Below are 23,033 nucleotides of genomic sequence, written 5' to 3'. Positions count from 1 at the left end.
AAATGTTTTTATTTGCAAATAAAAAAACTAGAATAATATCTAGTCAAAATAATAATGTACTTCCAAGAACTTACTTTTCTATTTATTTTTTACTGTCGTCTTTAAAATCTTTTACAGTATCATCTACAGCATCCTTAACAGCGTCTTTTACGTCTGTGACCGTATCTTTCACTTTACCTAGAACACCTTGTGCTTTACCTTCTGCTTCGCGACTCTTGTCACCGGTAACTTTGCCTTCTACCTCTTTTGCCTTACCCGCAACTTTGTCCTTGGCGCTATCAAACTTTTCTTCAATTGACATAATGATGTTCTCCTTGATTCTTATTTGATGTTACAAATGTATTATAACATAGTATTTTATTAGTAGTAAATTTGCGTTTTAAATAGGTCTTATGTATCATAATATACATAGTCTTATTATATAGGGGGAAATTAACTATGAATGCTTATAAAGAATTTTGGACAAAGATGTTTGTGTGGAACGCAACTGCAACAAGAGCGCAATACTGGATTCCTATTATCGTCAACTATTTAATTGGTGGTATTTTAATAAATGTTATTGAAAAAATACAAGGACATTCACTTGAGGATATTTACAATTTTAGCGATTTATCAACAAACACAGTGGCTAAATTAATCGCTTTACTCGTATGGATTGCGACATTGACTGTGAAAGCAAGACGTTTGCATGATACAAACCGTAGTGCTGGTTGGATACTTATTTCTGCAATTCCATTAATTGGTAATATCTGGTTCTTCATTTTGATGATACTTCCTACAACTTCTGAATCACGCTGGACATTGAATCAGAGCAATTTTAATCATTAATAAATACAAAAAAGGCACTAGCTCGCATAAATGCAAGTTAGTGCCTTTTTAAGTTTATTCAATTATTTCACATCTTGAGCCAATGCCCAACTAATCACACCTTCAAGTAATACCGCTTGATTACTATTTGACTGATTAACTGCCTTAACACTCTTAATTTTGTATTGTTTGTTTTTAGCAAAATTCTTGATTGGCTGTCCAGTCTGCCAATGACTTGCTGATGACTTCAAAGTCACAACTTGGCCAACCTTGAAACCTCCAACTTTCTTAGCCGGTTGAGATGGTCGCTTAATCAAATCTTGTTCTAACACGTTCCATATACGACCACTAAAGTCGATACCGTATGAGTATTGTGACTTAGATTGTGCAGCTCTATCAACCTTTCTAACCGTACCCCAAGATGTTTTAACAGCATTGTTAAACTTAGTTCCCCAACGCGTTGCATAAGCTTCTTTAGTAAGCACAATTTGGTCGCCAACCTTAAACTTAGCAGCCGGAACTGGCGCTTCGTCAAAGCCATTAATCAAATCATTCTTGAGTTGTTGATAAGAAATTCCCCATTTAGCAAGAAATGCAATAGGGTCAGTATGATCTGAACCGTGTCCAGTTCGACTGGCAAAGTTATGGGTCTTGATACCAACTAAATCATTGTCATCTAGATCATAGTTTGCACCACATTCATCTGCCAATTTCCGAGCCAACCAGATGTAAGCGCGATATGACTTATTGAAATCCGCTTGATTTTTAATGTTCTCCGAGAATTCGATTGCAGCATATGTTTCCCAGTTCCAATCGCCTCCAACGTCAAATGCACCACCGTTTGTTTCAGCGACTTGAATAATACGACCGCCACCACCAACTAAATGTGTATAATATCCGTTTGGCCAATTCCGGCTTAAATAAGAAACTTCACCGTCCATTGTTGCATTTTCATTAGCTGTGGAGTGTAAATGGGTTTGTCCAAACGGTCCAACAGCAAGGCCGTTGTCCAATGCTGGACGACCTGGCACTACGATATTGCGTTCAATTATATATCCCATACTAATTCTCCTTTTTACTAACCGCTCCTGGCTCTGTTTCAATTTTTCGTAATTTAACGTGATACTCGTCTTCCACCCATTTAATGGCCCATTTTGGAATATCCATGCCAGCTAGTTGCATATTGGCGTAAACTGATTTCAGCATGTAGTTGCCAATTATTAACGTTACCGCGAATGAAATAACATCAAAAATGAGTGGTTGAAACGTAAAATCACGTCCACCTAAATGGGTTGGTACGTAAGAAATCAAAATTGTAAACGCCCATATAACAACAGGCATCAATGCCAATGGTATTGATGTAATTAACCCGCCCAACCCACCTCCTGAAGTTCTGGCAACACCTTGACGTTTTCGCCACAGCGATCCTAAAAACGTGTCAAAAAAAACCAAAATAAAAAGGACTGCCGTTTCGGTAGCCCCATTCAGGTTGGCAAATAAATATTGTAGTAGTTGATCCATGTTTACTTTTGTACCTTCCATTTTTTTATCATGACGTGACCCAAGTAGCTGAGAATGTCAACGTTATTCCCTTTAGTATTGTGCCATTCATGACATCAGAACCACCAATGGTAACATCATCTATTGAGATGTTACCACTAGCTCCATATGATACGTCTCCTCTTACCTTGTTTCCTCCATTAGAAGAATTATGTGAAATTTGTGACTTAACTTCTCGCAATGGCCGATATCCAACTGGTGTTAGATTTTCTCCGTTGTAACTAGCTAGTCCCGTTATATCTTTTGCAGCATCTAAAGTACCGTACACTGTAACAACATTCCCATATTTAACGAAAGTTAAATATGTTGATGCATCAAATAATGTACCTAATCCGTATACTAAAACACTAGCAGACTTTGGAACATTGCTTGTCCACTCACTGAAAACACCGTTGACTTTCCAACCTCTAGTCCATGTAACGCCAGTATCGCTGTCAATTAAAGTTTGTGTCCCGTTATTTTGTCCGATTGTTACTACGGTTAGAGAAAAATATTATAACACTGGACTATTAGTTATGCTTCCAGATTGAAACGTGTAAAATCCATCAGTCTTTATATTGTTAAGGTTAGTATTTACTGGTATGCCATTAGATTTAGGCGATGAGGCTCCTAATGCGATTCCATCTAAATCAGCACCTATAATCATTTTTACACCATTATCTGTTTTAAAATTCTACTTACCACCGTTTTCAGTTAAAAGATTATTAGTTGGTGTTCTTAATGAACGGTTATTTTTAAACTCCCAAAACAAAGTGTCATCAGGCGTTCCAAGCTATCAACCTGTCTTCTGTTCACTTGCATGTGATTGTAATATGAGTCACATGTCTACGTATTGTTTTTAGTGTTCCTGCCCTAATTTTCTCCAAACAAAAGATCCAATCTGCGTATCGGTTTCAGATTCGCAAATTGGACCGTGTATTTTTTACTTTTTCAAGTATAGTTATAATTCATTTTAAATAATCTTTTTTCAACATTGCCTATTAATTTAATATTGGCATTAACAGAAAAACAAACTGCACTATATAAAATATTTGAAAAACTTTTTTTACAAATTTTCTTTCAAGTGATTGTTTGAAAAATATACTATTTCTCACTACTCTAACATAAGCTACTAATTCAAGTAAAAACAAAATCAATATCGTAAAAAGCTGAAGTAAATATATATTACCTTTATCTATATGAATATTACTGAAGTATATTAAAAAAATAAAAATAAATTGTGAACTATATATTGACGTAAAAAGCCATTTATATATGTTTTTTTGATAAACCTGCTGCATTACTTTTCTTGGAATAATTTTATTTTTCCTAAGCTTAACTACTAACAAAGAAAACGTTATTGCACTGTATAAAATTATACCTTCTAGAAACAATGACGCTAGTGTATGAGTCAACATTCATTTCTCATTTCATAAAATAATTATTTATCTATACGATAATGGTAACAACAAACACTGAAACAATCAACAACACAGTGGAAGCTGATAACACTGCAGTGGTTCCAGAAATATTTCCATCACTAACTTGCAGAGATTCTACACCATTTTGAATCATTCCAACAGTAGACATTAACATTTGAGCAACCTCTGCTTCTGACCACACAGCAGCATTCCATATTTTTTGCATTACATTTTGTGATTGAGATAATTCTTGTTCTGAAACTTGTAATTGGACTAACGGATCTCCAGTAAAATAAAAGTTGATTCTAATTGTAATATTAGTTTGAGCCTGCTGAACCGTATCATCTTTTTCAACCCTCTTGGAGTAACTTGATTTAGTTACAATACTAGTGCCGTATCTGCCAGCAGATTGTAGTATTGCCGGTGCTAATCCAACATAAATTTCATTTTTATGTTCCTCACTATATGAGCCAATCGTTTTACCAGCCATTCCAAAGTTGTGACCGTTAAACTCCGCCATGGACCACACAATATAACCCAATGACATGACAACAGTTTTACCAGCACGAACCGAACCATCAGCAATAATGGCTTCTTTATCCCGATAAAGTGGATTTGTCCACCATGCCATTACTTGCATTTGCCTTGTTGAGAAAGGTTTGAAATCAAATTTGGCATTAATTTTACGTTTCGATGCCATCGTTTTCTCCAAATACTTGACTCTGCTTAATTGCGTTGATTAAGCCATCTTCTGCCTCATCATTCTTAACATAATCACCCATCATTTCCAGTAATTTGTCACGTGCTCTATTGCGATCGTGCAACTCAATTACTGGACCATCTTTACCCATTCGTATAGACTTAATTGCTTTACTATCAACAAATTCCTGATTTTTGAATTGTGCCCAGGATTTGTGTAACTTAATGGGATTGCCTTCATCATCCAACACTGGTTTATTTTTATCAGGCTTACCATCTTTATATTCATACAACGTTTCATCATACGCACCAAATTTAACATAGTCGCCAATATCAGCCCGTGCTTCAACCACTATGTCTTCCATTAAATCAAAAACGCCCACACTAAGCTCTTGTAATTTAGCTTGGTGTAGACGCTTTATTTCGTTTTGAATGTTATCATTTGTCAACATACGAGAACCACTAACCCTAGCAGTTCTGTATGGCACATCGTAAATATTTATGTACGCTTGTATGGCATTAGAAATACGAATATACTACAGTACGAAGGCTTTTTGCTTGTCTGTTAGCTCGCTGTTACTTAACTCTTCAATAGCTTTTTTAGTTGGTTTTTTCTGTGTAACCTTTGTAACTTTTTTTGTAACCTTTTTATCTGTGGTTACATTATCAGATTTCCAATATCTACGTTTCCACTGTTTAACAGTTGAAAGAGATACATCGTATTTATCGGCAATATCTTGATACTTAGAGCCTGCTAAATAATCTTGCTCGGCTTCTTCATACTTTTTCATGTCATTTAAAGTACCTCCTTTCAATGATTTAGCTCAAAATAAAAAGCGCTTATGCGCTTAATCACTTTATAAACTTTTCCAGTAATACACTTCCAACAACGACAGCGACAACTGATATGAATATGGACTTACCTAAATCCAATCCTAAATGTTCTGTTACCAAAAAAGCTACGGCTGCTATTATCCCTGTGTAGATAGCAATTATACGTTTTCGTTTCATATCCAACCTCCAATAGCAACAATCATACCATCAGATGGCCGAACCGTTATTTAAGATTTTATTATCATCGCCTCAACCACTTCATGTGCCTACGATAATCTATCACACGATTGTCCACAACTTCTGTCTTAATTTGTTGCTTGGAACGTTTATGCCGTTCAAACGTCGCGCGTTTCAAATTATCAGCATGTTGCTTATTCACTTGTGTGGCTATTTTAATGTGCTTTGCACGTCTGCGTATTGTTTTTAACGTTTCTTCCATAATTTTCTCCAAACAAAAACCGCCGTTAGATTTAACTAACTAGCGGTTTCATATACTGATTAATTTTTCAAAGTAAAATATTGAATCAACTTGAAAATACCAACAATTAATAATGACGCTCCAAAAAATGTCCAGACAATCAGTCCGCCAAATACCGGACTGAGCAGAAGGCTTAATCCTCCCAATATACTAACTAACGCAGAAACAATCGACCAAGTCTTATTCGTGCTAATTCGATTAACAATCGTAAATTGAACTAAACCTTCAATCAACCATGTCATACCTGTTAATATACCTACAACCAGAATTAGTGAAATAGCTGCTGATTGCATATCGATAAAAATGAAAATACCGGCAACAAGATATATGATTGAAACAATCAAGTTTCCTAATCTAGCCATTCCATTTTCCAAATCACGTTTAAATACTGATAGTAATTTGAATAATCCAACAGCGATTAAAGCAGCTCCTATCATTCCAGCTGCTGCTCGAGCGCTACGATTGGGTAAAAACACTATCAAAGCGCCTATTACAGTTGAAATCAGCCCATCAAACCCTATTGTACGACGTAACTTGTTAAAAAACTCATCTGACATCTAATATCTCCCTCTAATTTTTATACAAACTATTTTACACCTTCTGTTGAATAATTTGCAAAAATACGTTTGTTTTCAACAAAATATACCGTAAACAAAATAAGAACCGGTTAGGGTTCTTATTTCATCATCAATATTCCAATTGATGTATTTTGTGGAGTTGTTCCCTTATAGGGAGATATCATGAAGATTATGGATGTTTCCATCCACAGTTACATAGTACACCTTTTTTGTCTAAATGTTAAACGTTGTTCAATATTTTTAATTAAACAAACACATTAACTGTAATGCTGATTTACGAATCTTTCAATAATACTAATATACACGATTTCATCACACTCTGCCGCCACTCAATATACACCGAATCTACACTAAAACTGTAAGTTTGAGATTTTCTTCCGTCCAAAGGGCAAACTTGTAATATGCCGTATCCAACAATTTACGGACGTTGCTAGGTGAATAGCCAATCGCCTCAGCTATACTTTCAATGTTCATCCCCTTAAAGTGGCGCAAGAATATCACGTGGCTAAATCTGTGCTCCATGTTGCGCAAAGCCATTGCGATTTTGTTGACTTCTGACTTTGCAACATCTCCACCAAACAGATAGTTAATTGTTGACTCTTCCATATGATTACCAAATGAGCTATTCATAGGCATGTCGGATATAGTTGGAGAACGATATAATGAATCAACGTTAGTGATGTGGGCCAAATCAAGCAAATCTTTAAAATCAGATGGCTTATTCACAGCATTTGGATCACCAAAAAATTCAGATACTCTTTTTATTGTTTTATCGCGATCATAAGCCAAATTACTATCTCTCCTTAACTGTATGTACAGCAGGCACACCTGCCATCTTGACTAAAATTTATGAATAGTCATATTAGATAGAGCTTGTTGTGTTATTGTTCTATCTTCCTTATCGTGTGCGCGACATCATCAATCGCATAAATTTCACCGCCAATCAATTGTTGAACTGCCACAGCAAGATGATATGACATCCTCCCAAGTGTCTCTTTATGTGGCACCTTGTCCTCACTGACGATATATTTAATCATAGCGACCTCATATTCAATTTGTGTATCTTCGCAATGTCTTCATCTATCTTGATGCCTGTGAGATGATATCGTGCTAAAAATGTATCAACGCCAATTTGTCCAGCCATTTGATGATGCTCTCGACATAATTGCACTGCACGTAATCTGAGATGATTCATCTGGCCACGATTACCGCCATTTGCGCCAACTGTATCTAGATGGTGTAAATCACTTGGATGTTTACCACAAATCACACAACGTTTGTGAATAAGACATTGGTATTCAAATGCAGCAACATCATCTGGCGCAAGCATTTCTAGTGGTGCGTAGTTTACTAATGCCACACCATGTTTTAATGCAAAAGTAATCAGCATACTAATAAATGCACTAGCTTGCTCCATTGACATTCTGCTTGTTTTGATTTCGTCTAATTCAAATGCATTTGCAAAGGCCCATTTAAACCACATTTTAATTTCCTCTGGATCCTCTCCTTGCCAGTTCGCAATATCACTGATAATGGCATGCATGTGTTTATTCTGTAATAATGAGCGTCGTTGCTGATCATCAAATACTAATTCAACTTTTGGGGCATCGCCTTTGTTGTATCGTAATAACTTTTGCCAATCAATTTCAATGTGGCCAACATTAATTACTAAGTTCTCACCGTCATATGAAACTGCCTTACCAGAATATTCACGTGGCATACTTACCCTTCCATTCTGACACGATCCTTATGCATGTTAATTTTTTCAAGTATTTTCTTAACCGTCATTTCTGCAGTTTGAGAACCTGTCCAATAATCACGCGTGACACCATTAATTAAATTGATGGTGTAGCTCGCATCTGCTTCTTCAAAACTTTCATCTCCTGTATACACGCTTTCTACCACCCTTGATCTGTATTAGTTGACTGATGACTTGGTCGCCAATCAGTCATGAGGTTGTGCTTTTTATCAAATGACAATGGCACAGTTCCGCGTTTACCATTTCTATTCTTGGCCACAATGAATTCTACTTGTGAAATTTCATCATCACTCTTTTCTTCTTCACCTTCATTGCGATAATAATCGTCACGATACAAGAACGCCACATTGTCGGCATCCTGTTCAATAGAGCCGCTATCTCGCAAATCAGACAGCAATGGTCGTTTATCTGTTCGCTGTTCAACACCACGATTAAGCTGTGCTAAAGCAACCACAGGCGCTTTAATTTCTTTACTCAATACTTTCAAACCACGACTAATTTTTGCTACTTCGTTAACTCTGCTACTATTTTTTTTATTACCAGTTTCAACCAAGCCAAGATAATCAATCAGCACCATGCCTATTTCACCTTGTTGACGTTTTAATTTAAGCACACGACTACGAATATCTGTGAAACTTTGAATTGGTGTGTCGTCAAACCAGATAGGTAATTGACTTAGTTTTTCCGCATTGTAGCTCAAGTCATTGAATTCTTGATCAGTTAGTTTGCTATCACGTATTTTTTCAGCATCTACTAAACTACGTGTTGACAACATGCGTTTCACCAACATGTCGTTACTCATTTCAAGTGAAATAACTAAGACAGGTTTATTGGCCAAACGTGCAGCACCCTCGGCCATGTTCAATGCGAATGCTGTTTTTCCCATGGCCGGTCTTGCACCAATAATTGTCAGTGAAGACGGTAACAAGCCACCAATCTCTTTGTCAATCATCTTAAATCCTGTTGTGATACCTGGCACGCCTTCCTGCTCACGTTGTTCTGCAATACTTTCAAGTGTCGGTGCCACTGCCTCACTAATATGTTTTGTTGTCTCTAACTTGTCATGTCGACCATCTGATAAATACTCAATCAGATTCATCTTAACCAAATCAACATCTTCCCCATTTGCTAAATAGCTCATAACTTGTTGCGCTGTCATGTATAAATTACGTGTCTCTGATTGCTTGGCCACTTTATCAGCTAAACTAACCGCAATGTGTGATGAGACACCCAATACTGAAATATCAGCAATAAAATCTAGTGGCACATTTTTGGTGGCCAAAGTAATTGGATTGATTTCGTGGCCATCATCCACCAGTTCTAAAATACGACTGAACATTTCTTTTGCCGGTTGATCATAAAAGTCTTCCGGTACAACGTGTCCATTTATATCAGCCACCGTGCCACTAATATCACTTGATACCATCAAAGCACCTAATAACTGATGTTCCATCTGTATTTCATACATAAAATTTAATCCTCTGCTTCAACAATTTCGTGGAGATGCGCCAAAGTTTTTTCATCGCCACTAACTAATTTTTCCCAAGCTGACAAGTTATCAAATGCTGGCATATGCAATGACGGCAATGGCATTTTTTCACGGCCATATTTTTCAATATACAAACGTTTAATAATTGGATACCGTTCATTGGCCAAACTTTGCAAGTCATGTTCACGTGCTCGCTTGCCCTGTTCATTCTCAACTGCTGCTTGTTTATCAACGACTGATTTTGAGTTAATGAATCCAGCTGACCGTGCTTCATTTTCTCGCGCATCCCATTTTGACATATTTACCAGATAAGCAATAACGGGCTTGGTGGCTATAAATTCTGGTGTCCACTTGGTTGCTAAATAGTTTGTCACATCGATAAAGCTCTGAAAATCAATATTACGATTCACAATGCCAGAGAACATGCCCTTGGTTGTATCTGGTACTTCAATTTCTGATTTACCAAAAGCAAGACGAGCATAACGCAACATCTTCAAATTCAAATCAATGCTTTCTTCTTTCGCTTCGCGGGTTGCTAAAAGTGTCGCTTCGCTCCCCTTTGTTTCGTTGTGCAATTCTGAATCGATTTGGTTTTGATTTGAAAAATCATTCTCACCCATTTCATCCCCTTTGGGGGTAGGGGGTATTGATATACTCATTGATTTACTAAATGATTTACTATCTGTGGACTTTAATCCACTACCCCTGTGATTTGTTTCCACTAGGGTAGTGGATTTTAATCCACCACCTTTATGATTTAAATCACGTGGTTGATTTAAAGTTAAATACCTTTTTTCAACCTCACTTGTACCATTTTTATATTTGACTTTACTTGTGACATAACCTTTTTTGTAAAGATCACTCAGCGCTTTTTGAACTGAATTTTCTTTCTTACGATATTTCTTGGCAAGAAAACCGTTCGATGGAAATGCCGAGCCAACTGTATTTTCCAATGTATAAATAAAACCAAGTAAACGCACTTGAAAGTCGGACACGTCTTCAAGTTCATCAACCCATGCTGGTATCTGTGTGAAATATTTAATGTCTGCCATGCGTTCCTCCATTGGGCCTCTCACCCTCTCGTGTGGTTACGCCACATCACTTGTCAGTATTTTTAGAATGGTAGATTATTAAGATCAACATTCACAATTTGCCCTGCAAATGGATCTGGTGCTGCCTGTGGCGCTTTAGACCCTTGGCCAAACATTTGGTTAGGTTCAAATTCACCTTGTTGTGGTTGAGGCGTCGGTGCTCCCGATCCAAAACCTGCAAAGCCTGTATTTTGTTTAGCAGCTGGGGATGCTTGTGTGCCTGGTGTGCCAAAGGTTGATGTATTTGCCTGTGAGTTGCCAAATGATGTACCTGTACTCGTGTTTGGTAACATAGCACCTTCTGGTCGTTTAACGCCACTCGGCTTGCTTCCTGTTGTGTCAAATTTGTTATGAGATTTAACGACCAAGTTGTATTGCCCTTTGTTATTCATTTCCCACTCAGTTGACACATTCAGTTGCTTGCCAACTAAGCCATTCACAAATTGAATCATATCAGTTAACTGTGTGCCATCTGGTACGCCAATAGCGACTAATATCGTGTTGAAACTTTTCTTTGAACGTTCAATAGCTTCAGATGATGTTTCATCCCAAACCACGTTATCGTATCGAATTTTGCCCCCTGCGTAGTCGCCATCAATAACTTCAAAATCTAGCACAGCCATTTGCTTATTTGTCTTAGACATTGTCACTGCTGACGTGTCTGAAACACGTACATTGTACTTACCACTCTCTTCTACCATTTGCCCCAAAACATTGTTACTATCTACTACGAATCCAAATGCCATTTACTTTTCCTCTTTCTTAATTTCAATGAGTTCATCTGCCTTAATCAACAGACGATCATCAATTCTGTTCTTGGCGTGATTGCCTTTTTCTGTATCTAAATCAATCAGACGTTGGCCATTTTCTTTGTATATGCGTCCAACAACATCAAACGGTGCACTAAATGCGTTGAAGGTCTTAGCGTTCATATCCGCCCCATAGCGACGGCCACCCACCAAACCAGTTGACCCATTATCTATTTGATGTGCTGTGGCCATGACTGTTAATCCTGATGCTCTCAGATACATACCTAAGTCCCTGAACCATAGCTGCAATTTTTGATAATTTTGACGATTATCCTTGCTCGCATTATCAATATTTTCAAGTACCCAGTTTTGTAATGCTGTCATGTTGTCTAGGATAATCACTCGATATATACCGCTCATAACCGCCTCATTAAGATGACTACTCACTTGATTCTGCAATGTTGCTGCATCCGTATGATCATATGCAAAGACTCGAATATCATTGGTCCCAACTAATGCATTTGTTGAACCATCAAAACTCAATAATAATTTGTTGCCTACTAATTGTTTGGCCAAAGTGGTTTTACCTGTCCCACCTTCACCGTAAATAAAATACATATTACCCATTGGTTTAATTTGACCTGGCTCATACACTCTCATGACTCACCTCTGAACGCAATGCCGTTAGCATTTAGAAAGGTCGCCACTGACTGCATATCTTTAATAGTTCCAGTAACATACAACAATCTTGTAAATATTTGATTTTCCGGAGAAATAGTTTCTTGTGTAGCTGTCGGTTGTATTACTGGTTGGTTAAAATCAACAGGTTCTTGTTGGGTCTCACTAACAATCTCGCCAGTGCTTTTGTCAATAATCTTATTAGCTACTGTCACTTCATCAACGTGCTGTTCACGCGCTTGGTTTGCTTCCATCTCAGCAACCGCTGCTGCAGCTTCTTCACGTTTCTCTCGTTTAATCACATCACCGTCAATGTCACCCATAATTTCAGCAAGACTTTTAAAATCTAAGCTGTGAATATAACCTTCAGGGTCAAACGACTTGCTTTCCGCATAGTTTCGAATAGCGATAGTGTCCGCTGCACGCTGTGCCTTGGCTTGTACTAAACGTTCAAGTTCTGGTTCAATATGATCATCAACAAACGCCTGCTTTGGAACTGTGCCATTAAAGTTCCCTTTAATGAACCATTTTTCATTAATTGTAATATCCGGATTAACATCCAACTCTGCTGCCCGTTCAGCAATCCACTTGGTTAATCCGTCACGACGCTTCTGCCTTTCCACTTCTTCAAACACTTTAATATCTTTATCAATATCGTCAGCAGCGGCTTTCACTTGTTTCTCATAGGCTATAGCTATTTCAGAAACATCATCAAATGGTTTCAATAATTCAGTTTTAACTTTGCTTCGCCATGATGCTGACTCTTTAGCCGCATTACGCAACTCTGCTCGAGCGTTGGCTGAACCTTTGAGTGTTTCTTCAGTGACTATAAAGTGACTATTTCGCTGGATAACTTGTTCAAAATCTGTTTTAAATTCATCAACATTTTTAAAATGAATTTGACCATTGTCAATACCAATACTAGGTTTAGTGAGTTCGTTCATTTGACTGCCTCTCTCTTTCTTGTTAGAATTGAAAGCATAAATGTCGTGTCAAAACAACATTTCATATCTACGTCTAACAGTTCTTAACAGTTGGGCGTTTTTTATTTTTATCGACCTTGCTTGTACACACGATTTGCTTTGTCAATTGATCTTGTATCATCTACCGCCTGATTAATCGACCATGCAACATATGCTGGGTCTTCGCCCATTGCAACACGGCTCTTATAATCACTCTCTGCGTCTTCACGATTCATCTTGTCTTCCGCATACATGAAGTAGACGACACCAATGATGATTGCTACTGTGCCTATTATCATGCGCTACCTCCCTGACTTCTTGTCAATAAAATACTGAAGCGCTGTACCATCCCATTTTTTTCGATTACCGCTTACAAAGAACGGCTTTGGAAAATTTTTTTCGCGCTTGATATATTTGTAAAATGTCATCAAGTGCATGTCGAGATGATTTTTATCCACAATTTCTTTTTGCAGGTAACTCCTGCTTTCAAACATTGGCATAGGTGCCTCCTTTTCTAATGTTTTAATGTGGTGCTAGTGATATCCTTAAGTTACTAGCTCATTTGCCTAGTAAGAGAAAGGAAAAAATAACCATGAAATTAAATAACGATTGTGTTCGTTCGACACTACTGTTCATTGAAGACAAATCCACTATCAATGAAAATTTAACGAAGAACGATTTTATGAACGGTAAAGAACTAGTCAGTTATAATCCTGATGACATCATATATACTTTGCAAAAATTAGATGAAGCGGGATATATTAATATTAAATTTATATATGTTAACGACACCTTGGTATTGATTGATTGTTACGCAATAACTTGGGACGGACATAAATTCTTAGACACTGTTAGAGATAGTAAAGTTTGGTCAGAAACTAAAAATATCACTAGTAAATTTGCTTCGGTTCCTCTAAATATGGTCTCTGATATCGCATCTAAGGTGTTAACGTCACTGATAGAAAAACAAATGGGTTTTTAAATTTTGAAAACTAACTCATCAACCATCAAGTAGGTTCCTAAATTCAGCTTAGGAACTTTTTTCTTTATGCTCAGGGAATCTGTTCCAAACAGCGAATCAACTGCTAGGGCACCGTTCGCAGAGGCGATGCAAATATATTTGTTTTGTCCGAACAAATTCTTGTAGAAATATATCCCTACCTTTTCTTTCATGTTTTCCTCCTATACTTACCTATCCGCTAGTTGTTCATCAAGATACTTACGAATCTTTGCTCGTAAAGTAATAAAATACGTACCAGAATGACCATTCATTGCCTTGCCTACATCAGATTGGTCACGTCTAATTCCTTTTGCCACATCTGACTTTTTAAAATTTAAACGTGCCGCATCAGCTCGAATATCTTCCGCAATTTTATTGTTCATCGCTTTCTCCTTTCTACCTAACTTCTGGGTTTTGATTTAAAAAAAATACTGCCTCACGGCATGATTTTTGTATTTCATTTGTAAGTTCCTATTTACAAGTTGGATATATTCAACTATAATGACATAGTAAACACAACCAAATAACTATCGTTATAACCTATCCCTCCGCCAAGATTGATAATGTTTTAACTGTTTTTTGTCTGTGTAATTAACTTACAAGAATAAGTATAGTTGGTTATTACCAACAAGTCAATAGTTTTGTTGGTTTTATTCAACTTTTATTTTATTCAAAATAAAGGACATTTGAAATGACAACAATTTACGAAAGAATTAAAGAAGTATCTGAAAAGAGAAAAATGTCTATTGATTACATCAATGACACAGCTGGGCTTAGTAATAAAGCAATTTACGGATGGAAAAAATCAACTCCTAAAGCTGATAACTTGCAAAAAGTAGCAGACGTTCTAAATGTATCAACTGATTACCTATTAGGACGAACAGATGAAATGAACCCTACTTCCTCAAATGATCTAACTGCTGCACAAAAAGAAATTGCTTACTTCATAGACCCTTCTGCTACAAAAGAAGATATTGAACAAATTAAGCAACTCGTTGAGATTGCTAAGCTATCAAAACGCCGATTGTGAGGTTTGCCATGTATGACAGAAATCGAGATGTATATTAATAAATTTCCTGAATATAAATTCTACGGTGTTGAAGTCGAGCACCCTTTATATTATGGAGAAGTTAACAAAATCAACGGAAAAGTAATCATATATGTCAACACTTTACAACCTGAATGGCGACAATTAAATACTATTGTTCATGAGGCAGGTCACGCTGAATTTAATATGTACGGTGATGACAATCGTTGGTCAATCAACACCATGCTTGCTGAAAAGCAAGCTGAATATGTTGCAAAACATTTTGTTATTTGAGAATATGAACGGAGTTTTTATATGAACATTATTTCTACACTAATGGATTGGTTTGGAAAAAATACTGATCAATATGTCAAAATTACATCTGAATCAATTCCAGATGGCTCATGGACAAGTGCAGACTTTGAAATTTATAATGAATTACAATACCAAAAAATAAAATCTGAAACAGATGAATTCGTTCAAGGGCGCCATAATATTTTTTCTGATAACGAACTAAATGACATAGAAACGATATTTTTTAAAAAAGTATTGAGCATGTTTTCAGATGCAGGAATAAACACCAGTTTATTACGGTTAAACAGATTAAGTGATAAAACTTTAAATGTAAGATATGTAAGCTATCAAATTGGAAGAATAAAACTCAATGGAAGAAAAACAAAAATCCAAGTTTTAACTGGTGACAGTGTTGAATGGTATCAGGATAAGTCACTAGAAGAATATATTAATATTTCAAAAAAATGGATTACGTATCTAAGAAAAATAGAAGAAGATGATTATTAACTAATCAATTAAAACTATGTGCTGAGCACCCACATTAAAAGGTTTTGGGAGAGATTGAGAATGAATAAAAAATTACTAGCCGTAATCAGCGTTCTGGGCTTACTGATTTTCGCTATGGGTGGTTACATTATTGGAACTAAATCACAGAATAATCAGGTCAAAACAGCACAGACAAAGTCTTCCAGTAGTGAATCTAAGAAAGAAGTTTCTTCATCATCATCGGCACCCTCAGCATCTAGTTCATCTTCAACTGAAGTTATAATATCAACATCTGATGCTGAATCTCAATTAAATAGCGGTCAAAGTATTGACGGAAAAATTGTTGATGTCGATGTCTTCAATGTTGAAAACGCAACAGAATTAGGACAAAACTTGCAGGCTGGCGAGCACTTAAATTTTTATCCAGCGACACAGCAATATGGTTTAAAAAATGGTGATCATATTAAATTCAAGGTTAGCGAATCAAAGTCAACTTTGGGTTCATGGTTAATTACTGGTGACGTTGTTAAATAATGTATATTGATAAATTATAATTAAAACTATTTACAAGATAAACCTAGCATGATATATTGATTACATCTAATCAACGCACAGCGTTGCACAAAGTCCGTACTCAATTGGGTACGGACTTTTGCGTTGGAGAACATATGACTAAAAAATATACAACTATTAAAGGACAACTAGGATTAATTCAATAACACAGGCCCTCTCGGACATACAAAGGAGTAATATAATGGCACACTTTTTGAATTACACCCTATTTCATTTGAAGTATTTATATATCGTGCTCTACGCAGTTTCGGGTATCATAATCGCAGCCGCATTACTATTTTTTTTGTACCTGCATCACAAATAAAAAAGCACACCTTGTCGGGCAGACAGCAGGTGTGCTAAAGACTAAAACGCACGGGGCGTTCACTTATATTATATCAGATGTAAGCCCCTTTTTTAAAGGAGGCTTTTTATTTCGTCCATAAAGTCATGACTCTAAACTGCCCTATTTATCATATCTGTATGCCTATTATACCTTCACAAACGAAAGGATAATTCAGTATGATAAAAAAAGTTACTACTGGCAGATTTGCCGGAAAATATGTTGTAAGAACATCAACTCGTGACCAATTAGGAAAACGCCATTTTTCGCCTAGAAAATATGTTGATTCCTATCAAGAAGCAAAAGAGATAGAAAGCGAAGATAGAATTGCATTTGCAAGTGGTTATATAGCAGCCAACGGTTCTATGGTTTTGTGGCGATATTTTGAACAATGGTATCTATCTAACGTTGAACCTTATCTTGAAACAAACAGTAAGAATAACTACAATACGTTAATCAAGAGATTACGAATTGATTTACCGGGAAAACCACTAAAATTTTTCGATGGTAACAAAACAGCTATTCAACTATATTTCAATTCATTGGGAAAACGATATGCTACCAGTACCGTCAATAAGTATCGTTCGTTTCTTTCTAAGGCATTTTCTGACGCTGAATATGACGGTTTAATCAGGAAAACACCAATGCCATCAGAAAATCGCATCAAAACTACTGGTGTGGATAAAGGAATATTTAAACCAGTTGCGAGTTTAAGTATGGAAGACGCTAGTATACTGCGCCACTATTTCTATGAACACACTAATTTGATTCATCAAGAGTATTTAACACTTTTGATAATGTTGGAATGTGGGTTACGACCTAGTGAAGCTAAGGCGTTGCAGTTTGATGATTTGAATGTTTCAAAGCACCTATTGCATGTTCACAATACTTACGTTGAGCAAGACAATACTATCAAACCGTATACTAAAACTCGTTCTGAACGTAATGTGCCAGTCTCTCCACAATTAGAGGAATTGATCATTTCATTTAGTGAAGACAAACAAAAAAGGCTCGCCACTTATAATATAAGCAACGAGCATAATTTAATGTTTAGAAATGATTATCCGCCAACCTCTAGAGGTGATAGACTGTTATCTTCTGCATCTAACACTAGTAAAGTTCTTCGTCACGTTCTGTCAAAACTTGATATTTCTTTAAAAACTCATGATGGTTTGAGCATAACACCAAAAACTTTGAGAGCTACCCACGATACTATCCTAATCCAAAAAGGTATTTCGCTTGATTACATTGCGAGAATATCGGGGCACACGATAGAAATAATTCACAAACACTATCATGCCCTGCTTGATGAAGTTTCTAATACAGAAGCGGATAAAGTTAAGGGAATATGGGACTAGCAGCGATTAGGTTAAGAAAAATCAAGCATGGCTCCAATTTGGCTCCACAAGAGATGTTTTCTCACGTTGATTTACGTTTAGTAAAACAAAAAAACGTTGATTTAACAACGTTTTTGTACATATGTCTACATGCGAACATATGTTCGAAAGGAGATAGCGGGATTTGAACCCGCACACCGCTATAAGCGGCTCGACGGATTTCGAGTCCGTTGCAGTACCGGATTGTGCCATATCTCCATAATAGAAAACCTAACAAGATTTTCTACTTATATATTAATTTGTTGATGCCTTACGACGTTTAGCTGCTTTTTCACGTTCTGCTGTGTTCAAGATAGCTTTACGGATACGAACGTTTTCAGGAGTAACTTCAACATATTCATCATCATTCAAGAATTCCAAAGATGCTTCCAAATTCATAAGACGAGGTGTCTTAATAGATGAAGTTTGGTCTTTGTTTGATGAACGAACGTTTGATTGTGGCTTCAATTTTGTAACATTGACAGAAATGTCATTGTCACGCGCATTCATTCCAACAATCATACCTTCATAGACATCAACACCAGCGCCAACGAACATTTGTCCACGATCTTCAACACCCATGATTGCATAGTTAGTTGTTGTTCCTTGGTTGATTGAAACCAAAGCACCGTTACGTCGTCCTGGTTCCCAGTTACGGACGACTGGACGGTATTCTGCATAGGTATGGTTAAAGATACCATAACCGCGAGTTGCAGACATAAATTCAGTTGAATAACCAATCAAACCACGAGAAGGTGCCATATAAGTCAAACGAGTTTGACCGTTTCCAACAGCTTCCATGTTAACCATTTCACCCTTACGTTGATTCAAAGAATCAATAACAGTTGATGAATATTCATCAGGTGTATCAATTTGAACAGATTCATAAGGTTCTGATTGCACACCATCTATTTCACGATAGATAACTTGTGGACGAGACGCTTGTATTTCAAATCCTTCACGACGCATTGTTTCTATCAAAATTGATAGATGCAATTCACCACGACCTGATACTAACCAAGCACCCGCTTGTCCGATATCTTCAACACGCAAAGATACGTCTGTATGCAATTCACGACGTAAACGGTCTTCTATCTGACGTGCAGTAACAAACTTACCTTCTTTACCGGCAAATGGGCTATCATTTTGACGGAAAGTCATTTGCAAAGTTGGTTCATCAATACGCAAAATTGGTAATGCTTCTGGATGGGCTGGGTCAGCAACTGTTTCACCAACAGAAATATCTTCCATACCTGAAACAGCGATCAAATCACCGGCCTTAGCTTCTGTTATATCAACTTGATCCAAGCCAATAAATCCTGCTAGTTTTGTCACACGGAAGCTTTGTGTTGTACCATCAAGCTTCAACACCTCAACATTGTCACCAATTTTGATTGTTCCACGCTTAACTCGTCCAATACCAATTCGTCCAACGAAATCATTATAATCTAGCATTGCAACTTGGAATTGCAATGGTTCATCTGAATTATCAATTGGTGATGGTATTGTATCAAAAACGGCATCAAATATTGGTTTCATTGTGTGTTCTTGATCTGCAACAACAGGAGATAATGAAGATGTACCATTCATTGCTGAAGCAAAAATAACTGGGAAATCAAGACCTTCATCATCAGCACCTAATTCAATGAACAAATCCAAAACTTCATCAACAACTTCTTCAGGGCGTGCACCTGGACGATCAACCTTGTTAACAATAACAATTGGTGTCAAATGTTGTTCGAAGGCCTTTTTTAATACGAAACGTGTTTGAGGCATTGTACCTTCAAAGGCATCAACAACCAATAACACACCATCAACCATGCCCATGATACGTTCAACTTCACCACCGAAGTCCGCGTGTCCAGGTGTATCCAAGATGTTAATTTGCTTGTCACCAACCTTAACGGCTGTGTTCTTTGATAAGATAGTGATACCACGTTCTTTTTCAATATCGTTTGTATCCATTGCACGATCACCCAATTCCTTGCGTGAGTCCAATGTATCTGATTGTTTCAAAAGTTCATTAACCAACGTCGTCTTTCCGTGATCGACGTGGGCGATGATAGCGATGTTACGAATATCTTCGCGATTTGCCAATTTCCTAGTGCTCCTTTAATTTAATGCCACTTATCTCATAGTAAAAGCTAGGGTCTGTTGTGCCCTAGCTTTTATGCAACGTTAAAATATCACGATGCGCGCGATTTGTAGCCACTAATACTATGTTAGATGATAACATATCTAACGGCCGTCCGTCAATGTCTGAAACAGATAAACCTAATGTTTTTGCCAAAACTTGCCCAGCTGCAAAATCCCATGGCATCATTTTTGACGAATAACCAACTGCATGTCCTGAGATCACGCGCAAAAATGATGGTCCCGCTGCGCCAATAACGCGATAACCTAACGCGGCTTTAGCAATTTTATCATACCCAAACATACCATACAGTAATCTTGCACCACTTAATAGTACTATGCCATCACTTAATGCGTCATCACTTGGTGGATCCAAACGTAATTGATTCGACAAAACACCGATTTGTGGTCCACCATGATAAACAACGTTATTAACAACATCTAAAATCCAACCCAAAATTGGTTGGTCATCAATATACAAAGCAATCATGACTGCAAAGTTATCTTTTTCCTTAACAAAATTCATTGTGCCATCAATAGGATCCACAAACCATACATTTCCCTGCATATCACGCTGATGATCACCGAAGCCTTCTTCACTAACAATAGTAGCGTTTGAATCAAAATTACGAATTTTAGTATTAATAAACTGTTCATTGCCTCTATCAACATTTGTTACTAAATCTCGAACATCATGTTTTGTATCAACATCTAGTTGCTGTTGCATTGCAATTAAAGTCTGTTTTCTGACTTCCTCTAGCCATAATAAAACAGTCTGATCAATATCTTGAATTTCAAACTGACTTAACGTCATTCTCGTACCCTATCTCCTGTTATTCTTTGTGCCAGTTTTATCGTTTTATAAATGCTATGTCCAGTTTGCCGTTCAAGATCCTTATCAAAACGCTTTTGTTCGCTCAAAGCAGGCAAAACTTCACGGAATTCGTTGTAACGCAGCAATAATTCTGATTTAGAAACACCAGTTTCATAAACGTTTAAAACACTATCAACAAAATTTGATACTTTAACAATATCTTTTACTGTCCAATTGCCATCAATTGGTAATATATAATTTTCACTCATACACCTATTTTAACATGTTGTACAGTTTGATATACTAATAAAGAGGTAAAAAAAACATGACAATTCGATTTACAATGGACAAAATTACACGAGATGGTGATCCTGTTTTGCGCCAAACTGCTAAAAATGTTCCTTTCCCCTTAAGTGATGAACATGCACAACTGGCCAAAGATATGATGACCTATCTTGTAATTTCACAAGACGAAACAAAAAATGAACAGTATGGCCTACGCCCAGGTGTTGGCTTAGCAGCACCACAAGTTGGCTATTCTCTTAGCATGGCTGCAATTCTTGTCCCTTCAATTGATCCACATGAATCAGAGGATAAGCCATTTTTCAAAGGCACAATATTTAATCCTATTATTATTTCTGAGTCAGTGAAACGCGGTGCTTTAGACGTTGGAGAAGGTTGCTTATCGGTTGACGAAGATGTCCCTGGTTTTGTACCACGTGCTAATCGTATCACAGTCCGCTATCAAGATGAAAATGGCGATAAAAAGGTGATTAAATTACGTGACTACCCCGCGATAGTTTTTCAACATGAAATTGATCACTTACATGGTCACCTATACTATGATCATATTGATTTAAAAGCCCCTTGGCAAGTTGATAATGAAACCAAATACATTGATTAATAATACATATCAAGAAAAAGCACATAAAGATTAGCTTTATGTGCTTTTTCTAATAAAAATTATTTTTACCACTTAATTATAATGACGATTCATTATAATTTATCAAAGAAACTTTTTTTCTTTGTACCATCAGATGCCTCTTGGAACGCTTCTAGTGCCTTTTTTTGATCTCTATTCAGCTTTGTTGGTACATCTACTTTGACAATAACATACTGATCACCATTACCTGTTCCACGTAAACGTGGTGCACCTTTTCCACGCAAGCGGAATCGTGTACCAGTTTGTGTTCCAGCTGGAATCTTCAAATTAACGTCACCATGAACAGATTTCACTTGTAACTCAGCGCCCAAAGCAGCATTAACAAAGTTAATCTTTTGCTCAAGATAAATATCTGCACCATCTCGTTCAAAACCATCTTTTGAAGGAGCAACTTGGAATACAACAAAGAGATCACCTCTTGGTCCGCCGTTAGCACCCTCTTCACCCTGCTCTGCCAAACGCATCTGTTGCCCAGTCTCAACACCAGCAGGAACAGTTACTTTAATTTCATGAGAACCATCACCACGATTAAACTTTATGGTTTCTTCTTTACCAAAAATGGCCTCTTCAAAACTCAATCGCATACGATATTGTAAATCTTGACCTTTTCGCGGACGATTAGGATCAAACCCACCACCAAACATTTGACTAAAAATATCCCCTAAATCGGAAAAGTCGCCAAATCCACCTTGTTGTTGGTAACCATTGAAACCACCTTGACCACCAAAGCCACCATTTGCGCCCGCTGGACCAAATTGATCATATTGTGCGCGTTTTTGTTCATCACCTAGTGTTTCAAAGGCCTCTTGAACTTCTTTATACTTTTCTTCAGCACCAGCCTCATGATTTAAATCTGGATGGTATTTTTTTGCTAATTTACGGTACGCTTTTTTTATATCGTCTTGGCTAGCATTTTTGTCTACACCAAGACGGTCGTAGTATTCTGTATTATTCACTTACCCGCTCCTTTTGGTATTATGT

General features: G+C 37.0%; 33 protein-coding genes, 1 tRNA gene and 1 pseudogene. 8 read left to right on the top strand and 27 right to left on the bottom strand.

Annotation, left to right across the window (positions count from 1 at the left end; genetic code table 11):
* Positions 1-82: 82 nt before the first annotated feature.
* The gene (locus tag K5Q13_RS01550; RefSeq protein ID WP_220739171.1) at positions 83-301 is read right to left on the bottom strand and encodes a CsbD family protein; all 219 of its coding nucleotides are present in this window, start codon (positions 299-301) and stop codon (positions 83-85) included.
* 137 nt (positions 302-438) lie between these two features.
* Between K5Q13_RS01550 and K5Q13_RS01545 the strand changes: the two genes are divergently transcribed.
* The gene (locus K5Q13_RS01545; RefSeq protein WP_220739169.1) at positions 439-828 is read left to right on the top strand and encodes a DUF805 domain-containing protein; all 390 of its coding nucleotides are present in this window, start codon (positions 439-441) and stop codon (positions 826-828) included.
* A 62-nt stretch (positions 829-890) separates the two neighbouring features.
* Here the strand turns inward: K5Q13_RS01545 and K5Q13_RS01540 are convergent, their stop codons facing one another.
* The 19 genes and pseudogenes from K5Q13_RS01540 to K5Q13_RS01455 all read right to left on the bottom strand — a co-directional run bounded on the left by K5Q13_RS01540 (position 891) and on the right by K5Q13_RS01455 (position 13,584).
* Positions 891-1,868 carry a peptidoglycan recognition protein family protein gene (locus K5Q13_RS01540; protein WP_220739167.1) on the bottom strand — a complete coding sequence of 326 codons (978 nt, stop codon included), beginning with the start codon at positions 1,866-1,868 and terminating at the stop codon, positions 891-893.
* A gap of 1 nt (position 1,869) precedes the next feature.
* Positions 1,870-2,349 carry a hypothetical protein gene (locus tag K5Q13_RS01535; RefSeq protein ID WP_246574104.1) on the bottom strand — a complete coding sequence of 160 codons (480 nt, stop codon included), beginning with the start codon at positions 2,347-2,349 and terminating at the stop codon, positions 1,870-1,872.
* 7 nt (positions 2,350-2,356) lie between these two features.
* Complete coding sequence (locus tag K5Q13_RS01530; protein WP_220739165.1) at positions 2,357-2,635, bottom strand: hypothetical protein; 279 nt, start codon at positions 2,633-2,635, stop codon at positions 2,357-2,359.
* 1,595 nt (positions 2,636-4,230) lie between these two features.
* Positions 4,231-4,467, bottom strand: a pseudogene (locus tag K5Q13_RS09530) (PBSX family phage terminase large subunit); the annotation flags it as partial.
* On the bottom strand, positions 4,451-4,993 hold the full coding sequence (locus K5Q13_RS09525) for a terminase small subunit (protein ID WP_281420472.1): 543 nt from the start codon (positions 4,991-4,993) through the stop codon (positions 4,451-4,453). The pseudogene K5Q13_RS09530 and the gene K5Q13_RS09525, both read right to left, overlap by 17 nt.
* 9 nt (positions 4,994-5,002) lie before the next feature.
* Positions 5,003-5,257, bottom strand: coding sequence for a helix-turn-helix domain-containing protein (locus tag K5Q13_RS09520; RefSeq protein WP_246574101.1), 255 nt, complete (start codon positions 5,255-5,257; stop codon positions 5,003-5,005).
* Between the two features lie 61 nt (positions 5,258-5,318).
* Positions 5,319-5,477, bottom strand: coding sequence for a hypothetical protein (locus K5Q13_RS01515; protein WP_220739161.1), 159 nt, complete (start codon positions 5,475-5,477; stop codon positions 5,319-5,321).
* A 64-nt stretch (positions 5,478-5,541) separates the two neighbouring features.
* Positions 5,542-5,739, bottom strand: a complete 198-nt coding sequence (locus tag K5Q13_RS01510; protein WP_220739159.1) for a hypothetical protein — start codon at positions 5,737-5,739, stop codon at positions 5,542-5,544.
* A 59-nt stretch (positions 5,740-5,798) separates the two neighbouring features.
* Entirely contained in the window at positions 5,799-6,335 is a 537-nt protein-coding gene (locus K5Q13_RS01505; RefSeq protein WP_220739157.1) for a DUF308 domain-containing protein, read from the bottom strand.
* 366 nt (positions 6,336-6,701) lie between these two features.
* Entirely contained in the window at positions 6,702-7,145 is a 444-nt protein-coding gene (locus tag K5Q13_RS01500) for an ArpU family phage packaging/lysis transcriptional regulator (RefSeq protein WP_220739155.1), read from the bottom strand.
* A 244-nt stretch (positions 7,146-7,389) separates the two neighbouring features.
* A complete protein-coding gene (locus K5Q13_RS01495; RefSeq protein ID WP_220739153.1) occupies positions 7,390-8,076 on the bottom strand; it encodes a putative HNHc nuclease in 687 nt (228 codons plus the stop codon).
* A gap of 2 nt (positions 8,077-8,078) precedes the next feature.
* On the bottom strand, positions 8,079-8,249 hold the full coding sequence (locus tag K5Q13_RS01490) for a hypothetical protein (RefSeq protein WP_220739151.1): 171 nt from the start codon (positions 8,247-8,249) through the stop codon (positions 8,079-8,081).
* A 5-nt stretch (positions 8,250-8,254) separates the two neighbouring features.
* Complete coding sequence (dnaB, locus tag K5Q13_RS01485) at positions 8,255-9,583, bottom strand: replicative DNA helicase (protein WP_220739149.1); 1,329 nt, start codon at positions 9,581-9,583, stop codon at positions 8,255-8,257.
* 5 nt (positions 9,584-9,588) lie between these two features.
* Positions 9,589-10,656 carry a helix-turn-helix domain-containing protein gene (locus K5Q13_RS01480; protein ID WP_220739147.1) on the bottom strand — a complete coding sequence of 356 codons (1,068 nt, stop codon included), beginning with the start codon at positions 10,654-10,656 and terminating at the stop codon, positions 9,589-9,591.
* 62 nt (positions 10,657-10,718) lie between these two features.
* Positions 10,719-11,441, bottom strand: a complete 723-nt coding sequence (locus K5Q13_RS01475) for a DUF669 domain-containing protein (protein WP_220739145.1) — start codon at positions 11,439-11,441, stop codon at positions 10,719-10,721.
* Entirely contained in the window at positions 11,442-12,104 is a 663-nt protein-coding gene (locus K5Q13_RS01470) for an AAA family ATPase (RefSeq protein WP_220739143.1), read from the bottom strand.
* The gene (locus K5Q13_RS01465) at positions 12,101-13,066 is read right to left on the bottom strand and encodes a DUF1351 domain-containing protein (protein ID WP_220739141.1); all 966 of its coding nucleotides are present in this window, start codon (positions 13,064-13,066) and stop codon (positions 12,101-12,103) included. The genes K5Q13_RS01470 and K5Q13_RS01465 overlap by 4 nt, the downstream gene beginning before the upstream one ends.
* Positions 13,067-13,173: 107 nt before the next feature.
* Positions 13,174-13,383 (bottom strand): hypothetical protein, encoded by a 210-nt coding sequence (locus K5Q13_RS01460; protein ID WP_220739139.1) that lies wholly within the window; start codon positions 13,381-13,383, stop codon positions 13,174-13,176.
* A gap of 3 nt (positions 13,384-13,386) precedes the next feature.
* Positions 13,387-13,584 (bottom strand): hypothetical protein, encoded by a 198-nt coding sequence (locus K5Q13_RS01455; RefSeq protein ID WP_220739137.1) that lies wholly within the window; start codon positions 13,582-13,584, stop codon positions 13,387-13,389.
* A 92-nt stretch (positions 13,585-13,676) separates the two neighbouring features.
* Here K5Q13_RS01455 and K5Q13_RS01450 point away from each other — a divergent pair, with 92 nt between their 5' ends.
* Positions 13,677-14,066, top strand: coding sequence for a DUF2513 domain-containing protein (locus K5Q13_RS01450; protein WP_220739135.1), 390 nt, complete (start codon positions 13,677-13,679; stop codon positions 14,064-14,066).
* Here K5Q13_RS01450 and K5Q13_RS01445 read toward each other — a convergent pair.
* Positions 14,063-14,257 carry a hypothetical protein gene (locus tag K5Q13_RS01445; protein WP_220739133.1) on the bottom strand — a complete coding sequence of 65 codons (195 nt, stop codon included), beginning with the start codon at positions 14,255-14,257 and terminating at the stop codon, positions 14,063-14,065. The genes K5Q13_RS01450 and K5Q13_RS01445 overlap by 4 nt on opposite strands.
* Positions 14,258-14,272: 15 nt before the next feature.
* A complete protein-coding gene (locus K5Q13_RS01440) occupies positions 14,273-14,467 on the bottom strand; it encodes a hypothetical protein (protein WP_220739130.1) in 195 nt (64 codons plus the stop codon).
* A 308-nt stretch (positions 14,468-14,775) separates the two neighbouring features.
* On the opposite strand from K5Q13_RS01440, the gene K5Q13_RS01435 reads away from it, so the two are divergent.
* The 5 genes from K5Q13_RS01435 (at position 14,776) to K5Q13_RS01415 (ending at position 18,144) form a co-directional block, all read left to right on the top strand.
* On the top strand, positions 14,776-15,114 hold the full coding sequence (locus K5Q13_RS01435; protein WP_220739128.1) for a helix-turn-helix domain-containing protein: 339 nt from the start codon (positions 14,776-14,778) through the stop codon (positions 15,112-15,114).
* A 12-nt stretch (positions 15,115-15,126) separates the two neighbouring features.
* A complete protein-coding gene (locus K5Q13_RS01430; RefSeq protein WP_220739126.1) occupies positions 15,127-15,405 on the top strand; it encodes an ImmA/IrrE family metallo-endopeptidase in 279 nt (92 codons plus the stop codon).
* A 21-nt stretch (positions 15,406-15,426) separates the two neighbouring features.
* Positions 15,427-15,912 carry a hypothetical protein gene (locus K5Q13_RS01425; protein WP_220739123.1) on the top strand — a complete coding sequence of 162 codons (486 nt, stop codon included), beginning with the start codon at positions 15,427-15,429 and terminating at the stop codon, positions 15,910-15,912.
* A 60-nt stretch (positions 15,913-15,972) separates the two neighbouring features.
* A complete protein-coding gene (locus K5Q13_RS01420) occupies positions 15,973-16,425 on the top strand; it encodes a hypothetical protein (RefSeq protein ID WP_220739121.1) in 453 nt (150 codons plus the stop codon).
* Positions 16,426-16,965: 540 nt separating this feature from the next.
* A complete protein-coding gene (locus K5Q13_RS01415) occupies positions 16,966-18,144 on the top strand; it encodes a tyrosine-type recombinase/integrase (RefSeq protein ID WP_220739118.1) in 1,179 nt (392 codons plus the stop codon).
* A gap of 148 nt (positions 18,145-18,292) precedes the next feature.
* On the opposite strand, the gene K5Q13_RS01410 is transcribed toward K5Q13_RS01415, so the two are convergent.
* The 4 genes from K5Q13_RS01410 to K5Q13_RS01395 all read right to left on the bottom strand — a co-directional run bounded on the left by K5Q13_RS01410 (position 18,293) and on the right by K5Q13_RS01395 (position 21,378).
* Positions 18,293-18,381, bottom strand: a tRNA-Ser gene (locus K5Q13_RS01410).
* A 36-nt stretch (positions 18,382-18,417) separates the two neighbouring features.
* A complete protein-coding gene (gene typA, locus K5Q13_RS01405; RefSeq protein WP_220739116.1) occupies positions 18,418-20,259 on the bottom strand; it encodes a translational GTPase TypA in 1,842 nt (613 codons plus the stop codon).
* Positions 20,260-20,323: 64 nt separating this feature from the next.
* A complete protein-coding gene (locus K5Q13_RS01400; RefSeq protein WP_220739114.1) occupies positions 20,324-21,109 on the bottom strand; it encodes an inositol monophosphatase family protein in 786 nt (261 codons plus the stop codon).
* Complete coding sequence (locus tag K5Q13_RS01395; RefSeq protein WP_220739111.1) at positions 21,106-21,378, bottom strand: UPF0223 family protein; 273 nt, start codon at positions 21,376-21,378, stop codon at positions 21,106-21,108. The genes K5Q13_RS01400 and K5Q13_RS01395 overlap by 4 nt, the downstream gene beginning before the upstream one ends.
* Positions 21,379-21,434: 56 nt before the next feature.
* On the opposite strand from K5Q13_RS01395, the gene def reads away from it, so the two are divergent.
* Positions 21,435-22,013 carry a peptide deformylase gene (gene def, locus K5Q13_RS01390; RefSeq protein WP_220739099.1) on the top strand — a complete coding sequence of 193 codons (579 nt, stop codon included), beginning with the start codon at positions 21,435-21,437 and terminating at the stop codon, positions 22,011-22,013.
* A gap of 92 nt (positions 22,014-22,105) precedes the next feature.
* On the opposite strand, the gene K5Q13_RS01385 is transcribed toward def, so the two are convergent.
* A complete protein-coding gene (locus K5Q13_RS01385) occupies positions 22,106-23,008 on the bottom strand; it encodes a DnaJ C-terminal domain-containing protein (protein WP_220739097.1) in 903 nt (300 codons plus the stop codon).
* Positions 23,009-23,033 lie beyond the last annotated feature (25 nt).

The organism is Leuconostoc miyukkimchii, assembly GCF_019656055.1.
GTDB lineage: Bacteria > Bacillota > Bacilli > Lactobacillales > Lactobacillaceae > Leuconostoc > Leuconostoc miyukkimchii.
Note: the sequence above shows the minus strand (reverse complement) of the source record. Positions and strands in the feature narration are given on the sequence as shown.

Excerpts from the sequence above, each read along its gene's own strand:
- K5Q13_RS01430 (WP_220739126.1), top strand. The coding sequence starts at position 15,127 with ATGACAGAAATCGAGATGTATATTAATAAATTTCCTGAATATAAATTC.
- K5Q13_RS01450 (WP_220739135.1), top strand. The coding sequence starts at position 13,677 with ATGAAATTAAATAACGATTGTGTTCGTTCGACACTACTGTTCATTGAA.
- K5Q13_RS01475 (WP_220739145.1), bottom strand. The coding sequence starts at position 11,441 with ATGGCATTTGGATTCGTAGTAGATAGTAACAATGTTTTGGGGCAAATG.
- K5Q13_RS09520 (WP_246574101.1), bottom strand. The coding sequence starts at position 5,257 with ATGAAAAAGTATGAAGAAGCCGAGCAAGATTATTTAGCAGGCTCTAAG.
- K5Q13_RS01495 (WP_220739153.1), bottom strand. The coding sequence starts at position 8,076 with ATGCCACGTGAATATTCTGGTAAGGCAGTTTCATATGACGGTGAGAAC.
- K5Q13_RS01535 (WP_246574104.1), bottom strand. The coding sequence starts at position 2,349 with ATGGAAGGTACAAAAGTAAACATGGATCAACTACTACAATATTTATTT.
- K5Q13_RS01480 (WP_220739147.1), bottom strand. The coding sequence starts at position 10,656 with ATGGCAGACATTAAATATTTCACACAGATACCAGCATGGGTTGATGAA.
- K5Q13_RS01540 (WP_220739167.1), bottom strand. The coding sequence starts at position 1,868 with ATGGGATATATAATTGAACGCAATATCGTAGTGCCAGGTCGTCCAGCA.
- dnaB (WP_220739149.1), bottom strand. The coding sequence starts at position 9,583 with ATGTATGAAATACAGATGGAACATCAGTTATTAGGTGCTTTGATGGTA.
- def (WP_220739099.1), top strand. The coding sequence starts at position 21,435 with ATGACAATTCGATTTACAATGGACAAAATTACACGAGATGGTGATCCT.
- K5Q13_RS01550 (WP_220739171.1), bottom strand. The coding sequence starts at position 301 with ATGTCAATTGAAGAAAAGTTTGATAGCGCCAAGGACAAAGTTGCGGGT.
- K5Q13_RS01515 (WP_220739161.1), bottom strand. The coding sequence starts at position 5,477 with ATGAAACGAAAACGTATAATTGCTATCTACACAGGGATAATAGCAGCC.
- K5Q13_RS01510 (WP_220739159.1), bottom strand. The coding sequence starts at position 5,739 with ATGGAAGAAACGTTAAAAACAATACGCAGACGTGCAAAGCACATTAAA.
- K5Q13_RS01460 (WP_220739139.1), bottom strand. The coding sequence starts at position 13,383 with ATGATAATAGGCACAGTAGCAATCATCATTGGTGTCGTCTACTTCATG.
- K5Q13_RS01440 (WP_220739130.1), bottom strand. The coding sequence starts at position 14,467 with ATGAACAATAAAATTGCGGAAGATATTCGAGCTGATGCGGCACGTTTA.
- K5Q13_RS01435 (WP_220739128.1), top strand. The coding sequence starts at position 14,776 with ATGACAACAATTTACGAAAGAATTAAAGAAGTATCTGAAAAGAGAAAA.
- K5Q13_RS01465 (WP_220739141.1), bottom strand. The coding sequence starts at position 13,066 with ATGAACGAACTCACTAAACCTAGTATTGGTATTGACAATGGTCAAATT.
- K5Q13_RS01395 (WP_220739111.1), bottom strand. The coding sequence starts at position 21,378 with ATGAGTGAAAATTATATATTACCAATTGATGGCAATTGGACAGTAAAA.
- K5Q13_RS01420 (WP_220739121.1), top strand. The coding sequence starts at position 15,973 with ATGAATAAAAAATTACTAGCCGTAATCAGCGTTCTGGGCTTACTGATT.
- K5Q13_RS01415 (WP_220739118.1), top strand. The coding sequence starts at position 16,966 with ATGATAAAAAAAGTTACTACTGGCAGATTTGCCGGAAAATATGTTGTA.
- K5Q13_RS01505 (WP_220739157.1), bottom strand. The coding sequence starts at position 6,335 with ATGTCAGATGAGTTTTTTAACAAGTTACGTCGTACAATAGGGTTTGAT.
- K5Q13_RS01400 (WP_220739114.1), bottom strand. The coding sequence starts at position 21,109 with ATGACGTTAAGTCAGTTTGAAATTCAAGATATTGATCAGACTGTTTTA.
- K5Q13_RS01425 (WP_220739123.1), top strand. The coding sequence starts at position 15,427 with ATGAACATTATTTCTACACTAATGGATTGGTTTGGAAAAAATACTGAT.
- K5Q13_RS01545 (WP_220739169.1), top strand. The coding sequence starts at position 439 with ATGAATGCTTATAAAGAATTTTGGACAAAGATGTTTGTGTGGAACGCA.
- K5Q13_RS01445 (WP_220739133.1), bottom strand. The coding sequence starts at position 14,257 with ATGAAAGAAAAGGTAGGGATATATTTCTACAAGAATTTGTTCGGACAA.
- K5Q13_RS01470 (WP_220739143.1), bottom strand. The coding sequence starts at position 12,104 with ATGAGAGTGTATGAGCCAGGTCAAATTAAACCAATGGGTAATATGTAT.
- K5Q13_RS01455 (WP_220739137.1), bottom strand. The coding sequence starts at position 13,584 with ATGCCAATGTTTGAAAGCAGGAGTTACCTGCAAAAAGAAATTGTGGAT.